The 13,091-nt window shown below is 62.8% G+C and carries 17 protein-coding genes; 9 read left to right on the forward strand and 8 right to left on the reverse strand.

From position 1 onward, the window contains the following. Positions 1-571 (reverse strand): GTP-binding protein (locus RTX98_RS06130; RefSeq protein WP_416223071.1); only part of this gene is annotated, 571 nt, incomplete at its 3' end. Between the two features lie 99 nt (positions 572-670). Here RTX98_RS06130 and dut point away from each other — a divergent pair. The 3 genes from dut (at position 671) to RTX98_RS06145 (ending at position 2,992) form a co-directional block, all read left to right on the forward strand. Beyond that, positions 671-1,138, forward strand: coding sequence for a dUTP diphosphatase (gene dut / locus RTX98_RS06135; RefSeq protein ID WP_312795314.1), 468 nt, complete (start codon positions 671-673; stop codon positions 1,136-1,138). Between the two features lie 125 nt (positions 1,139-1,263). Next, on the forward strand, positions 1,264-1,827 hold the full coding sequence (locus RTX98_RS06140; protein WP_312795316.1) for a type 1 glutamine amidotransferase domain-containing protein: 564 nt from the start codon (positions 1,264-1,266) through the stop codon (positions 1,825-1,827). Between the two features lie 160 nt (positions 1,828-1,987). Further along, the gene (locus RTX98_RS06145; RefSeq protein WP_312795318.1) at positions 1,988-2,992 is read left to right on the forward strand and encodes a proline racemase family protein; all 1,005 of its coding nucleotides are present in this window, start codon (positions 1,988-1,990) and stop codon (positions 2,990-2,992) included. Here the strand turns inward: RTX98_RS06145 and RTX98_RS06150 are convergent, their stop codons facing one another. Beyond that, entirely contained in the window at positions 2,993-3,478 is a 486-nt protein-coding gene (locus RTX98_RS06150) for a DUF2244 domain-containing protein (protein WP_312795320.1), read from the reverse strand. It lies immediately after the preceding gene. Between the two features lie 21 nt (positions 3,479-3,499). Between RTX98_RS06150 and nth the strand changes: the two genes are divergently transcribed. Then, a complete protein-coding gene (gene nth / locus RTX98_RS06155; RefSeq protein ID WP_312795322.1) occupies positions 3,500-4,324 on the forward strand; it encodes an endonuclease III in 825 nt (274 codons plus the stop codon). Here nth and RTX98_RS06160 read toward each other — a convergent pair. Beyond that, on the reverse strand, positions 4,321-5,034 hold the full coding sequence (locus tag RTX98_RS06160; protein WP_312795323.1) for a sulfate transporter family protein: 714 nt from the start codon (positions 5,032-5,034) through the stop codon (positions 4,321-4,323). The genes nth and RTX98_RS06160 overlap by 4 nt on opposite strands. 143 nt (positions 5,035-5,177) lie before the next feature. Here RTX98_RS06160 and RTX98_RS06165 point away from each other — a divergent pair, with 143 nt between their 5' ends. Further along, positions 5,178-6,170, forward strand: coding sequence for an adenosine kinase (locus RTX98_RS06165; RefSeq protein ID WP_312795324.1), 993 nt, complete (start codon positions 5,178-5,180; stop codon positions 6,168-6,170). Between the two features lies 1 nt (position 6,171). Here the strand turns inward: RTX98_RS06165 and RTX98_RS06170 are convergent, their stop codons facing one another. The 3 genes from RTX98_RS06170 to hrcA form a co-directional block, all read right to left on the reverse strand. Continuing rightward, positions 6,172-6,804 carry a trimeric intracellular cation channel family protein gene (locus RTX98_RS06170; RefSeq protein WP_312795326.1) on the reverse strand — a complete coding sequence of 211 codons (633 nt, stop codon included), beginning with the start codon at positions 6,802-6,804 and terminating at the stop codon, positions 6,172-6,174. A gap of 76 nt (positions 6,805-6,880) precedes the next feature. After that, the gene (grpE, locus tag RTX98_RS06175; RefSeq protein ID WP_312795328.1) at positions 6,881-7,492 is read right to left on the reverse strand and encodes a nucleotide exchange factor GrpE; all 612 of its coding nucleotides are present in this window, start codon (positions 7,490-7,492) and stop codon (positions 6,881-6,883) included. Between the two features lie 99 nt (positions 7,493-7,591). Then, a complete protein-coding gene (gene hrcA, locus RTX98_RS06180) occupies positions 7,592-8,662 on the reverse strand; it encodes a heat-inducible transcriptional repressor HrcA (protein WP_189504401.1) in 1,071 nt (356 codons plus the stop codon). 191 nt (positions 8,663-8,853) lie between these two features. Here hrcA and rph point away from each other — a divergent pair, with 191 nt between their 5' ends. Genes rph through hemW form a run of 4 tightly spaced genes read left to right on the forward strand, consistent with a single transcriptional unit; the run spans position 8,854 to position 11,825 of the window. Then, a complete protein-coding gene (rph, locus tag RTX98_RS06185) occupies positions 8,854-9,570 on the forward strand; it encodes a ribonuclease PH (RefSeq protein WP_312795335.1) in 717 nt (238 codons plus the stop codon). A 10-nt stretch (positions 9,571-9,580) separates the two neighbouring features. Then, positions 9,581-9,994 (forward strand): VOC family protein, encoded by a 414-nt coding sequence (locus RTX98_RS06190; RefSeq protein ID WP_312795336.1) that lies wholly within the window; start codon positions 9,581-9,583, stop codon positions 9,992-9,994. Next, on the forward strand, positions 9,994-10,668 hold the full coding sequence (locus RTX98_RS06195; protein WP_312795337.1) for a non-canonical purine NTP pyrophosphatase: 675 nt from the start codon (positions 9,994-9,996) through the stop codon (positions 10,666-10,668). Before RTX98_RS06190 ends, RTX98_RS06195 begins: the two co-directional genes overlap by 1 nt. After that, positions 10,665-11,825 (forward strand): radical SAM family heme chaperone HemW, encoded by a 1,161-nt coding sequence (gene hemW / locus RTX98_RS06200; RefSeq protein ID WP_312795338.1) that lies wholly within the window; start codon positions 10,665-10,667, stop codon positions 11,823-11,825. Before RTX98_RS06195 ends, hemW begins: the two co-directional genes overlap by 4 nt. 4 nt (positions 11,826-11,829) lie before the next feature. On the opposite strand, the gene RTX98_RS06205 is transcribed toward hemW, so the two are convergent. Together RTX98_RS06205 and RTX98_RS06210 are read right to left on the reverse strand one after the other, a co-directional pair. Beyond that, on the reverse strand, positions 11,830-12,006 hold the full coding sequence (locus RTX98_RS06205) for a hypothetical protein (RefSeq protein ID WP_312795339.1): 177 nt from the start codon (positions 12,004-12,006) through the stop codon (positions 11,830-11,832). Positions 12,007-12,112: 106 nt separating this feature from the next. Beyond that, a partial coding sequence (locus tag RTX98_RS06210; protein WP_312795340.1) for a penicillin-binding protein activator occupies positions 12,113-13,091 on the reverse strand: 979 nt, incomplete at its 5' end.

The following is a 13,091-nucleotide window of genomic DNA, read 5'->3' on the forward strand; positions in this document are numbered from 1 at the left end:
GGCGTACGGCGTTTTCCGACAGGTGATAGGTGCCCGAAAACGTCTTGCCCTGACCGATCGGCCAGGTCATCGGCGCGGTATCCAGCGCCAGCTTCTGCTCGATCTCGTCCAGGATCTCGAACGTGTTGCGCGCTTCGCGGTCCATCTTGTTGACGAAGGTGACGATCGGAATGTCGCGCAAACGGCAGACTTCGAACAGTTTCAGCGTACGCGGCTCGATGCCCTTGGCGGCGTCGATCACCATCACGGCCGAGTCGACCGCAGACAGCGTGCGATAGGTATCGTCGGCGAAATCTTCGTGACCGGGCGTGTCGAGCAGATTGTAGACATTGTCGCCATATTCGAAGGTCATCACCGAGGTGACCACCGAGATGCCGCGCTCGCGCTCGATCTTCATCCAGTCGGACCGCGTCTGGATACGATCCTTCTTGGCCTTTACCTCACCGGCAAGCTGAATGGCGCCGCCGAACAGCAGAAGCTTTTCGGTGAGCGTGGTTTTGCCGGCGTCGGGATGCGCAATAATCGCGAAAGTGCGGCGGCGGGCAACCGCCTCCTGGATGGGTTCTGGCATGACAAGGGAATCCGTTCGGTTGCGCGCATATAGCGATCACGCGAGGGAAAGTCGACCCTGGCTTGGCGGCTTGCACGGGATGGGCTATGGCGCAGCCTTATGACAACACTTTCCGCCATCCCCACCATCGGCCTCATTCGCCTAAGCCATGGCGAAGACCTCAAGATCCCTGCTTACGAGACGGCGGGTGCTGCCGGCATGGATTTGCGTGCGGCGGTTCATGCCGATGCCCGCATCATCCTGACGCCCGGACGTCGATCCTTGATCCCGACCGGTTTCATCATGGAGCTGCCAGACGGTTTCGAGGGGCAGATCCGGCCACGTTCGGGGCTGGCGCTCAAGCATGGCATTACCTGCCTCAACACGCCCGGCACGATCGACAGCGATTATCGCGGCGAAATCCAGGTGCTGCTGATCAATCTTGGCCAGGATGATTTCACCATCACGCGCGGCATGCGCATCGCGCAGATGGTTGTCGCGCCCGTTGTGCAGGCGCGGTTCGAACTTCGCGAGGCGACGGGCACGACCGCACGCGGCACGGGCGGCTTCGGCTCCACGGGCGCCTAACAAGGTAAGCATCCTCCTGCAGAATGCGGTGAACGAATCTTTTTCCGGTGCGTTGAGGGAGCAAAACCTGAGCACGGAAGCGGGTGAATGCCCGATTATTCGTGCCGACCAGCAGGAGATTTGTTATGCCTTCGATCAAACAGGCACGCATCGCCATTCTCGCCACCGACGGCTTTGAACAGTCGGAACTGGAAGTGCCGCTTAAGAAGCTGCGGGATGCTGGCGCAACCGTTGACGTGGTCTCGCTGGAGAAAGGCGAGATCAAGGGCTGGGACGAGAAGGACTGGGGCAACAAGGTCTCCGTCGACAAGACCCTGAGCGAGATCACTCCCGATCAATATGACGCCCTTGTTCTGCCGGGCGGGCAGATCAATCCAGACACGTTGCGCGCTGAAAAGTCTGCCGTCGACTTCATCAAGAGCTTCTATGGAACCGGCAAGCCACTCGCGGCGATCTGCCATGCGCCATGGCTGTTGATCGAAGCCGGTTTGGTGAAGGGGAAGCGCGCGACGTCCTACAAGTCGATCAAGACCGACATGATCAATGCCGGCGCCAACTGGGAAGACAAGATGACGGTTCAGGACGGAAACCTGATCACCGCGCGCAAGCCGGACGATCTGGAATCCTTCGTCTCGACCATCATCGAGGCTGTAGAAGGCGGCGTGGCGCAGAGGTCGGCTGCGGAGTAGCGGATCAGGTTCCGCAGCTGACGGAAGCGGCGCCGGCGCTTGCAAGAGCAGCCGCGCCGCTTTCGAATTCAAGGCCGGCGTCCAAAAGGCGCCGGCCTTTTTCGTGGATGAACGCCCTCTTGACGATCGCCGGACATCGGCCTCAGTCTGAGGCATGACAATGCCTTTCAACGCCATCGACGTCGTCGACATGCATACCGGCGGCGAGCCGGTTCGGATCATCACATCAGGCTATCCGCCGATCCCGTCCGGCACGATCCTCGAAAAACGCGCCTATGTGCGCGATCAGCTCGATCACTATCGGCGCATGCTGATGTTCGAGCCGCGCGGTCATTTCGACATGTATGGCGCGCTTCTGGTTGAGCCGAATCTGCCCGGCGCCGATCTCGCCGTGCTGTTCATGCACAATGAAGGCTATTCCACCATGTGCGGCCACGCCGTGATCGCGCTCGGCCGCTACGCCGTGGATCAAGGACTGGTGGATTTTATCGAGCCGGTCACCACCGTGAACATCGAATGTCCGTGCGGCATGGTGGTCGCGCATGTCGACGTGGCGGATGGCAAGGCGGGCGCGGTTTCTTTCGAAAGTGTCCCAGCTTTTTTGTTTGCCGCAGACCAGACGGTCGAGGTGCCGGGCTATGGATCGATCACCTGCGACATCGCTTATGGCGGCGCCTTTTACGCGCTTGTTGACGCAGGCCAGTTCGATCTGGATTTCGGCCGTTCGCGCATCCGCGACTTCGTGGATGCCGCAACGGCGCTGACGGAAACCGCCAAGATCGCAGTGCCGCTGTCGCATCCCGATCATGCCGACCTCGCTTTCCTGTACGGTTCGATCCTGACGGATGGCGGTGATGGATCGACACGGCCGTCCACCAATGTCTGCGTCTTTGCCGATGCCCAGGTCGATCGCTCGCCGACGGGGTCGGGCGTTACGGCTCGGCTTGCCGCCATGCATGCCAAGAAGCGCTTGGCGCAGGATGAAGTGCGGACCTTCCGCAGCATAACGGGTGCGGACTTCACCGGCGCGGTCGTGAGACGCGAGCAACTCGGCAAGTTCGATGCGGTGGTGGCGCGGGTATCGGGGCGCGCCTTTTATTCGGGCACCGCGCGTTTCAGCGTGGAAGCCGATGATCCCCTGGCGGCGGGTTTCCTGTTGCGCTGATCAGCCGGCCTTTGCCGTTGCCAGCGCGCGCCCGAAGGCTCTGGCGAAGCTTTCGCGATCGTCGGGATTGAGGAAAGAGCCGATCTGCACCTGCTGCCCTTGCGCCTCCACGTCCATGCGTGTGATGCCGATCTCCTCATGCCGCGACACGGCAAAGCGCGCCCAGAACGGGTTGAAGTGGTGTTCGCGCGCTTGGCCGGATGGCGCGACCTGCCGGATATCCAGCGAAGTGCGCGACACCGAGACTTCTTCGCGCGCACGGCCTGAGCGGTAGTTCAGCTTGAAGGCGATGTAGAGGATGAGGACATCGAGGCCGAAGAAGCCGAAGATCGGCCACGCGCCGATCGCAATACAGAACAGACCACAGATCAGGCTTCCCGCGACCATGATGCCCATCAGCACGCGAAAACCGCGCGGCCCCAACGACCGATGCGGCGTCAACAAGGCGCGGAAGATTGGCGTGTCGGCAGCGTTGGTCTCGGCCATTGCGGGGATTATAGAGAGCCGATGACAAAGCCCAAGCCTGAAATTGCCGGCAACACGCCTGCGCCAAAAAAGTTGACCGCCAAACCCGTGGCCAAGGTTGCGCCCAAAAGCGGACAACGCGCCAAGCCACGCTGGAAGTCACCTTATTCGCAAGCTGAGATCGAGGAGATCTTCCGCCGCTTTGCCGTGCAGCGGCCGGAGCCCAAGGGTGAGCTGGAGCACGTCAACGCGTTCACCCTGCTGGTCGCCGTGGTTTTGTCGGCGCAGGCGACCGATGCCGGCGTCAACAAGGCGACACGCGCGTTGTTTGCGGTTGCCGATACGCCGGCCAAGATGGGGGCGCTGGGCGAAGCCAAGATTGCCGAATACATCCGCACGATCGGCCTCTGGCGGGCCAAAGCCAAGAACGTCGCGCTGCTGTCGGAAGCCCTGATCCGCGACTACAGTGGCGAGGTACCGGATACACGCGAGGCGCTGGTCGCGCTGCCCGGCGTCGGGCGCAAGACCGCCAATGTCGTGCTGAACTCCGCCTTTGGCCAGTTGACCATGGCCGTGGACACGCATCTGTTCCGGCTCGGCAACCGTCTAAAGTTTGCGCCGGGCAAGACGCCGGAAGAGGTGGAGGACAAGCTCGTCCGAGTCATTCCAGAACACTATTTGCGCCATGCCCATCACTGGCTGATCCTGCATGGCCGCTATGTCTGCAAGGCGCGCAAGCCGGAATGTCCGGCCTGTGTGATCGCCGACCTCTGCAAGGCCGAAGAGAAAACAACGGACATTCCCGCACCTTTGGTGCCGATCGAAACGCTCGACGCGATAGAAGCCGAGGTCGCCGCAAACCGCTAGCGTGAGGACAGCCGTTCGCGGGCCGAAATTCGCTTGTGCAGATGCACCATCATCGCGGCGGCGAACAGTGGCGTCAGCAGGTTGAGCAGCGGCACGGCCAGAAAGCCGGCGATCACCAGCCCGGCGGTAAACACGGTCGCGGCATGTTTGCGGCGCAGCGCCTTGGCTTCCGCCTCGGGCCGGAAGCGCATGGCGGCGAACTCGAAGAATTCGCGGCTGAGCAGATAGGCGTTCACCACAAAGAAGGCGACGATGTTGACGCCGGGTATGAGCAGCAGCGCTAGAGCCAGCAGGTTGCCGAGGATCACCACGCCGAAGAACTTGATCGACAACCACGCGCCCTGAACGATCGGCATGGCGCGTCCGGGTGCGTCCTGGGGAAAGTCGATCTGTTCGACGCGTTCCGCGACGTCGTCGATGAAGAGGCCGGCGATCAGGGCCGTGACCGGCGCAATCAGCAACGCCAGCCCGGCGGCAACGGCAAGGCCGGCCAGGATTGCGGTGAAGAAGCCAACCCATTCGCCCCAGGCAGGCGCGCCGGTGAAAAGGCCTTCGAGCAGCGGCAGGGCCATCCAGTCGAACAACCGTGTCAGGCCGAACCACAGGCCCATCAGCACGAGGATGCTCAAGCCCAGCGACTTGAACAGCACGGCGCGAAACGGGGCGCTGAACAGATGACCGGCGGCTGCGCGCGCGCTGTCGATGATCATGATGGTGGAAGCTCCTGATCCAAGTTGCCCGGAGATAAGATGCGCGGCCAAGCTAGGCAATGCGCATCACCCGCGTTAAACGGAACCGGACCTGAGGATCGCTCCGGTCTTCTGTTTTTCGATCGACCGGACCCTCAGTTTTCATGACCCAGTATGACGTTCTTTGCATCGGCAACGCCATTGTCGACATCATTGCCCGCTGCGAAGACGATTTCCTGATCGAGAACGGCATCATCAAGGGTGCGATGAACCTGATCGATGCGGATCGCGCCGAACTGCTTTACAGCCGCATGGGACCGGCTATCGAAGCCTCAGGCGGCAGTGCCGGCAACACGGCGGCCGGTATCGCCAGCTTCGGCGCGTGCTCGGCCTATTTCGGCAAGGTGCGGGACGATCATCTCGGCCAGATCTTCACCTATGATATCCGCGCCCAAGGCGTCGCCTTCGACACCAAGCCGCTGAGTGGCGAAACGCCGACGGCGCGCTCCATGATCTTTGTGACGGAGGATGGCGAGCGCTCGATGAACACCTATCTCGGCGCCTGCGTCGAGTTTGGACCGGAGGACGTGGAGCCTGAGAAGGCGGAAGGCGCCAAAGTCACTTATTTCGAAGGCTATCTCTGGGACCCGCCGCTGGCCAAGGATGCGATCCGCGAAACCGCGAGGCTGTCGCATGCCGCCGGCAACGAGGTCGCGATGACGCTGTCCGACCCGTTCTGCGTCGATCGCTACCGCGACGAGTTCCTCGACCTGATGCGGTCCGGCACGGTCGACATCGTGTTTGCCAATGAAAGCGAACTGAAGTCGCTTTACCAGACCGCGTCCTTCGACGCCGCCCTGGAGGCCGTGCGCGCTGACTGCAAGCTGGCCGCCGTGACACGCTCCGAGCAGGGTTCGGTGATCGTGCGTGGCGCGGAAACGGTTGCCGTGAAGGCGATCGAGATCACCGAGTTGGTGGATACGACGGGTGCGGGCGATTTGTATGCCGCCGGTTTCCTGTTCGGCTACACGGCCGGCCGTGATCTCGCCACCTGTGGCAACTTCGGCTCGCTGGCGGCCGGGCTGGTGATCCAGCAGATCGGGCCGCGCCCGCACAAGAAGCTCCGTGACGCCGCGCGCGACGCCGGATTGCTTTAAGCTATTGGATGTCTTCGGGCCGTCGTCCCGGCCGTGAGCGATAGGTCGGAATGGTCCAGCCGAACCGGATCGCGCCGGCGCGGATCAGGAAGGCGGTCGCCATGCCAAGCAGGGCAGCGGCCGTTGGCGGCAGGCCGAGTGTTGCGACAAGCGTATAAACAACCGCCCCCGCCATGGCCGCCGAAACATAGATTTCAGGCCGCAGCAGCACGGACGGCTCGCCCGCCAGCGTGTCACGCATGATGCCGCCGAAGGCCGCTGTCAGCATGCCCATGATGATGGCCACGGTGGTCGAGCCGGTGCTGGCCAGGCCTTTGAAGGCGCCAAGCACGCAATAAGCGCTTAACCCCAGCGCATCGAGCCACAAAAGGAGCTTGTAGCGGGATTCCACGAGATGGGCGGTGAAGTAGGTCAGCAGCGCAACGCCCGCGCAGATGATCATGTAAAGCGGCTGAACGATCCAGAACACGGGAAGCCCGAGGATCACATCGCGCACCGTGCCGCCGCCCACGCCGGTCAGGGCGGCGAGAAACAGGAAGCCGATGAGGTCGAGTTCCTTGCGCGACGCAGCCAAAGCGCCGGTCGCGGCGAAAACAGCCACGCCGGCATAATCCAGCACCTGGATGAGATCCATGAAACCGTTCCCCCGAACGATCAGGCGGCGACCCGACGCCTAGGAATAGCGCGTCGGGTTTAATGAGGAAGCGGCTTTAGGCTTGCGTGTCGGCCTGCGGCGCTGCGGCGGCAGGCTCGGCCGGCATTTCCTTGGGACCACCCTTCGCAACGCCCACCATGGCCGGGCGCAGCACGCGGTCGCCGATCACATAGCCGCTCTGCACGACCTGCACGACCGTGTTGTTCGGCACGTCCGGGTTCGGCACTTCGAACATCGCCTGGTGGAAGTTCGGGTCGAACTTCTCGCCCTGTGGCTCGAGCTTCTTCACGCCATGGCGCTCAAGCGTCGAAAGCATGGCGCGCTCGGTCATCTCGACGCCCTCGGCCAGCGCCTTGAAGCCGGCATCACCGCTTTCCAGCGCATCGGCGGGAATGGCGTCCAGCGCGCGGCGCAGATTGTCGGATACGGCCAGCATGTCGCGAGCGAAGTTGGTGACGGCATAAGTCCGCCCATCCGCCACGTCCCGCGCGGTGCGGCGGCGCAGATTTTCCATTTCGGCAGCGATGCGCAGCGAGCGATCTTTTAGCTCTTCGTTTTCCGCAGCAAGGCGCAGGAAAGCTTCGGTGTCGGCAGCAAATTCAGGCGCATCATCAGCGGGGACTTCGGCCTCTTCCGGTTCGCGATTCTGGTTTGCCTCGTCAGTCATGGCTCATCCCGTCGTTCGTAATATTTGCGAGTTGTGATTTGCGTCCGATATCGAGTGCCGGGCCGCTAAAATCAAGTGCATGTGATGGTCGCGGGTTTCTTAGCGCAGCATGCGGCTAATCAGTTGCGCGGTGTAATCCACCATCGGCACGATGCGGGCATAGTTCAGCCTCGTCGGTCCTATTACGCCGAGTGCGCCGATCACGCGCGAATCCTTGTCGCGATAGGGTGCCACCACAAGCGAGGAGCCGGACAAAGAAAACAGCTTGTTTTCCGAGCCGATGAAGATGCGCACGCCGGACCCCTCGTCGGCAAGGTCGAGCAGTTGCACCAGACCTTCCTGCGCTTCCAGATCCTCGAACAGGTGCTTCAACAATTCGATGTCGGCCGCCGCGTTGAGGTTGTCGAGCAGGTTGGCACGACCGCGCACGATCAGCCGGGCGGGCAAGCCACCTTCCGAACCTGCCCACACCGCCAGACCGCGCGTCACCAGATCTTGCGAAAGGGCGTCCAGTGCACCGCGGGTTTCTTCCACGAGACGTGCAATGTCGGAGCGCGCTTCGGAAATCGTACGTCCGCGAATATGGGCGTTGAGGAAGTTGGAGGCTTCCTGCAACTGCGATGGCGCGATGCCCGCCGGCAGATCGAGAATGCGGTTTTCCACCTCACCCCCCTGCGACACGAGGATCGCCAGCGCCTTGGTCGGCTCCAGCTGGATGAATTCGACATGCTTCAGCGCGATTTCGCTTTTCGCCGCCACCACCAGACCGGCCCCACGCGACATGCCGGACAGCATCTGGCTGGCTTCGGTCAGCATGGTTTCCACGCTGGAACCCGCACCCGATGCCTTCACCTGCGCATCGATCACGCGGCGTTCGTCTTCGCCGAGATCGCCCAGCTCCATGAAGGCGTCGACGAAGAAGCGGAGGCCGCGCTGTGTGGGCAAACGGCCGGCGGATGTATGCGGCGAATAGATCAGGCCGAGATGTTCGAGATCGCTCATCACGTTGCGCACGGTGGCGGCCGACAGGTTCACCGGCAGCATGCGTGACAGGTTGCGCGACCCCAGCGGCTCGCCGTCGCGCATGTAAGCATCGACGATCAGCCGGAAGATGTCGCGCGAGCGCGCATCGAGCGCGGCCAATGCCGGATCGGTCAGCGGAAAGGTCATCGCTTAAAAGCTGCGCTGTGGATGGTCGGGATCATGATCCACGAAATATATGGCGAAGCGGCAACGGCACAACCGCGATGATCGCTGCAACTCCCAGGGAAAGCGGCGAAGGCCGCCTTTTTCTTTGCAAGGAGGCGCTGGCACCGTTACAAGCCGGCAACTCAGTTCTCCAGTCATGACCGGACCTTTGCATGCGACCTTCCAAGCGCCAGCCCGATGAAATGCGCGCCATCTCCTTTGAGCGTGGCGTGTCCAAGCATGCGGAAGGCTCCTGCCTCGTCAAGTTCGGCGACACGCATGTGCTGTGCACGGCAAGCCTTGAGGAGCGCGTGCCCGGCTGGATGCGCAACACCGGCAAGGGCTGGGTCACGGCGGAATACGGCATGCTGCCGCGCGCCACGGGTGATCGCATGCGCCGTGAAGCAGCCGCCGGCAAGCAGGGCGGCCGCACCCAGGAAATCCAGCGCCTGATCGGCCGTTCGCTGCGCTCCGTTGTTGATATGGCAGCCCTCGGCGAAGTGCAGATCACTGTCGATTGCGACGTCATCCAGGCCGATGGCGGCACGCGCACGGCGGCAATCACCGGCGGCTTCGTGGCGCTGCATCAGTGCCTGTCCTGGATGGAAGCGCGCAAGATGATCAGCGTCAACAAGGTGCTGAAGGATCATGTCGCGGCGATCTCCTGCGGCATCTATGAGGGCCAGCCGGTGATCGACCTCGATTACCTCGAAGATTCGGCCGCCCAGACCGACGCGAATTTCGTGATGACCGGCAAGGGCGGCATCGTCGAGATCCAGGGCACGGCCGAAGGCGCGCCCTTCTCGGAAGAAGAGTTTTCGACGCTGATGGGCCTTGCCAAGACCGGCATCGCCCGCCTTGTCAGCCTGCAGCAGATGGCGATCGGCTAAGGCAAACCCGATGCAGCCCGTCGCCATCCTGGAATCTGCTCTCTACGTCGATGATCTCGACTCGGCGGAAGCATTCTATACGGATGTGCTCGGGCTGCCGTTGATCCGCAAGGTGGAAGGTCGCCACGTCTTTCTGCGCTGCGGGGAGGGGGTGCTGTTGCTTTTCAACCCGGATGCCACGATCGAACCGCCGGCACCCGAGGCCCCCTTCCCCATACCGCCGCATGGCGCGAGGGGGCCGGGGCATCTCTGCTTCCGCGCTTCGGAAGCTGAGATCGACGCTTGGAAAGAGCGGCTGCGCCGAGCTGGCATCGCTATAGAAAGCGAGGTCGAGTGGTTGACAGGCGGACGCTCGATTTATCTCCGCGATCCGGCGGGCAACTCGCTGGAATTCGCAAACCCTAAGATTTGGGGAGTTACCTGATGGCCGACACCTTGCGCCCGATCGGCAACCGCATCGTGGTGGCCAGCCACAATGCGGGCAAGCTGCGTGAATTTGCTGATCTCATCGCGCCCTTTGGCGTCGAAGCGAAGTCGGCGGCCGAGTATGGCCTGCCCGAGCCCGATGAAACCGGCACGACCTTCGAGCAGAACGCCCTGATCAAGGCACTCGCTGCCGCCAAGGCTACCGGTCTGCCGGCGATGTCGGATGATTCCGGCCTGTGCGTCGATGCGCTGGGTGGCGAGCCCGGCGTTTACACCGCCAACTGGGCGGAAACCGAGGATGGAACGCGCGACTTCAGCCTTGCCATGCGCAAGGTCGAGGATCGGCTGCAGGCGGTTGGCGCCAGCGATCCTGCCAAGCGGACGGGACGGTTCGTGGCCGTGATCTGCCTGGCTTTTCCCGATGGCGAAGCGGAATATTATCGCGGCGAAGCCGAAGGAAAGCTGATCTGGCCGCCGCGTGGCGACACCGGCTTCGGCTATGATCCTGTGTTCGTGCCAGATGGCTTCGACGTAAGCTTCGGCGAAATGACGGCCGAACAAAAGCATGGCTGGAAACCGGGGCAGGCCGATGCCTTGTCGCACCGCGCCCGCGCTTTCCAGAAATTCGCCCACGCCCGGCTGGGCGTTGTTCCAGTGGTCTCGGCTGAGTGAAGCGCGACGACGGCTCGCCGGGGTTCGGCGTTTACCTTCATTGGCCCTTTTGCGCGGCCAAATGCCCGTATTGCGACTTCAACAGCCATGTGCGCCACCAGCCGGTGGACCAGGAGCGCTTCGCCGATGCTTTTAAGCGCGAAATGGCCGGCATGCGCCAGCGTACCGGCCCGCGCGAAGTCACCTCGATCTTCTTAGGCGGCGGTACGCCCTCGCTGATGAAGCCGGAAACGGTGGGTGCCGTCCTTGATGCGGTTGCCGCCAACTGGACGGTGCCGGATGGCATCGAGATCACACTGGAAGCCAACCCGACCTCCGTTGAAGCTGAACGCTTCCGGGGCTACCGCGCGGCTGGCGTCAACCGCGTGTCGCTCGGCGTTCAGGCGCTGAACAACACCGATCTGCGCTTCCTCGGCCGCATGCACAATGTCACTGACGCGCTCGGCGCCATCGAACTGGCGCGCGAAATTTTTCCGCGCCTGTCTTTCGACCTGATCTATGCCCGGCCCAACCAGACGCTGGATGCCTGGGAAACGGAGTTGCGCGAGGCGATCGGCTATGCCGCCGACCATCTGTCGCTTTATCAGCTGACCATCGAAGAAGGCACGCCCTTCTATGCGCTGCATCGCGCCAAGAAGTTCGCCATTCCCGATCCTGATCACGCGGCCGATCTCTATGAACTGACGCAGGCGGTCACGGCGCAAGCGGGTCTTCCGGCCTATGAGGTCTCGAACCATGCCGTTCCCGGCGCGGAAAGCCGGCATAACCTGACCTATTGGCGCTACGGCGAATATGTCGGGATCGGGCCGGGTGCCCATGGCCGCTTCGTGGAAGGCCGGCAGCGGATCGTCACCATTGCCGAGCGCCATCCTGAGAACTGGCTGGCCGCCGTCGAGCAGAACGGCACAGGCGTCACGTCAGGCGAGCAACTCACGCCCTGGGAAGAAGCCGACGAGCTCCTGCTGATGGGGCTGCGCCTGCGCGAAGGTATCGAAGTGCATCGCTATGAGGCACTGGCCGGTCGTGGCTTCGAGCCGGAGCGCCTCAGCTTCCTGCAGGGGCAAGGTCTGGTGGAATCGATCGGCAACAGCCGTTTGCGCGCCACGCCGGCCGGAATGAGCGTACTGGACGCGCTGGTCGCCGATCTCGCGCAGTAGCCGATCAGGACTGGTTGGTGGGTTTCCGCCAGGTCGTCTCGGCCTCATCGTCCGCGCCATGCTCGACCTTGACGCGGTCAATCCGGTCGCCAGTCTTCTTGCGAACCGTCCACTTGGAAACATCCGTGTTCCGGCCAGCATAATAAGGCTCGAAACTGTTTTGAACCTGCAGCTTGCTCATGACACTCTCCCGACCCGCATAAACGCTTAAAGCGCTTGCATGTTCCGCCTTCTTCTTGGGCAGACAGGGAGTTTCTTACCCAGCGTTATGGCGCAATGATGGCTGACTAGCTGCCGCTGAAATTTCTCGGCGAAGGGTTGACGACGCGGGTCGCACCACCGGCGCTGACTTCATAGATCGCGTATCCGCGCTGCGTCGTACCATCCGGCTCGAAGCGGAACACACCGGCATAACCGGCATAGCCGGAGTCAGCCTCGATCACGCTGTTGGCGAAGGCCGCTGGGCCGAAGCGTTTTACTACACTGCCGGCCATCACGACCGTGTCATAGGCAAGCGCTGCATTGGCCGTGGGTGCGGTTCCGAACTTGCCCTGGTAACGCGCCTTGAACGCCGTCAGCCGCTGCTGGTCGCTATCGGCGAACCAGGCGCCTTGCAGCGCGGGATCGCTCAAATTCGCTGTCGTCCATTGACCGGTGCCGAGCAGCCGCTTGCCCGTGAGATCGCCGCCATTGGAACGCAATGCGCCGAGGATCGCCGTCGGCGTCGGCCCGCCTTCGGGAATGAGAATGCCATCAGCCTGCATCAGAACGGGAACCGCAGCGGCCGCGGCCTGCTGGATCGAGGCCTCGTTGCCGTCATAGCGCACCGAAGCCGCCATCACGCCGCCATTGGCCTGGATCGCCGCACGCGCCGCTTGTTCCGCGATGTCGCCAGCCGAACCGTTGGCGAAGAAGCCGAGCACGGACCGCACACCGTTCTGCGAGGCGTAAGACACGGTGCGTGTCACCACGCCGCCGGGTAGGAAGGAGTTCAGGTAAACGCGCGAGCCCGCGACGTTGCGGTCGGAAGAAAAGGCGATCATCGTCTTGCCGGCCGGCCGCGTCACCCCGGCAGCTGCCGAAACATCGGCAGCAAAGATCGGACCGAGCACCAGGGACGAGCCTTCCAGCACGGCCTCACTGGCCGCCGTTTGGACCCGCGCGGCATCCCGGCCGGTATCCTTGATCACCAGCTGCAGCGTGTTGGCGCCGATATCTTCCATGGCGAGCGCCGCCGCATTGCGGAACTCGCGGCCAACCTGCGCG

Origin of the sequence: Tianweitania sp. (assembly GCF_032053605.1) — a bacterium.
Classification (GTDB): Bacteria; Pseudomonadota; Alphaproteobacteria; order Rhizobiales; family Rhizobiaceae; genus Tianweitania.

Bases quoted from the DNA above. Each gene is read 5' to 3' on its own strand.
- dut (WP_312795314.1), top strand. From the start codon at position 671: ATGACAACACTTTCCGCCATCCCCACCATCGGCCTCATTCGCCTAAGC.
- RTX98_RS06140 (WP_312795316.1), top strand. From the start codon at position 1,264: ATGCCTTCGATCAAACAGGCACGCATCGCCATTCTCGCCACCGACGGC.
- RTX98_RS06145 (WP_312795318.1), top strand. From the start codon at position 1,988: ATGCCTTTCAACGCCATCGACGTCGTCGACATGCATACCGGCGGCGAG.
- RTX98_RS06150 (WP_312795320.1), bottom strand. From the start codon at position 3,478: ATGGCCGAGACCAACGCTGCCGACACGCCAATCTTCCGCGCCTTGTTG.
- nth (WP_312795322.1), top strand. From the start codon at position 3,500: ATGACAAAGCCCAAGCCTGAAATTGCCGGCAACACGCCTGCGCCAAAA.
- RTX98_RS06160 (WP_312795323.1), bottom strand. From the start codon at position 5,034: ATGATCATCGACAGCGCGCGCGCAGCCGCCGGTCATCTGTTCAGCGCC.
- RTX98_RS06165 (WP_312795324.1), top strand. From the start codon at position 5,178: ATGACCCAGTATGACGTTCTTTGCATCGGCAACGCCATTGTCGACATC.
- RTX98_RS06170 (WP_312795326.1), bottom strand. From the start codon at position 6,804: ATGGATCTCATCCAGGTGCTGGATTATGCCGGCGTGGCTGTTTTCGCC.
- grpE (WP_312795328.1), bottom strand. From the start codon at position 7,492: ATGACTGACGAGGCAAACCAGAATCGCGAACCGGAAGAGGCCGAAGTC.
- hrcA (WP_189504401.1), bottom strand. From the start codon at position 8,662: ATGACCTTTCCGCTGACCGATCCGGCATTGGCCGCGCTCGATGCGCGC.
- rph (WP_312795335.1), top strand. From the start codon at position 8,854: ATGCGACCTTCCAAGCGCCAGCCCGATGAAATGCGCGCCATCTCCTTT.
- RTX98_RS06190 (WP_312795336.1), top strand. From the start codon at position 9,581: ATGCAGCCCGTCGCCATCCTGGAATCTGCTCTCTACGTCGATGATCTC.
- RTX98_RS06195 (WP_312795337.1), top strand. From the start codon at position 9,994: ATGGCCGACACCTTGCGCCCGATCGGCAACCGCATCGTGGTGGCCAGC.
- RTX98_RS06205 (WP_312795339.1), bottom strand. From the start codon at position 12,006: ATGAGCAAGCTGCAGGTTCAAAACAGTTTCGAGCCTTATTATGCTGGC.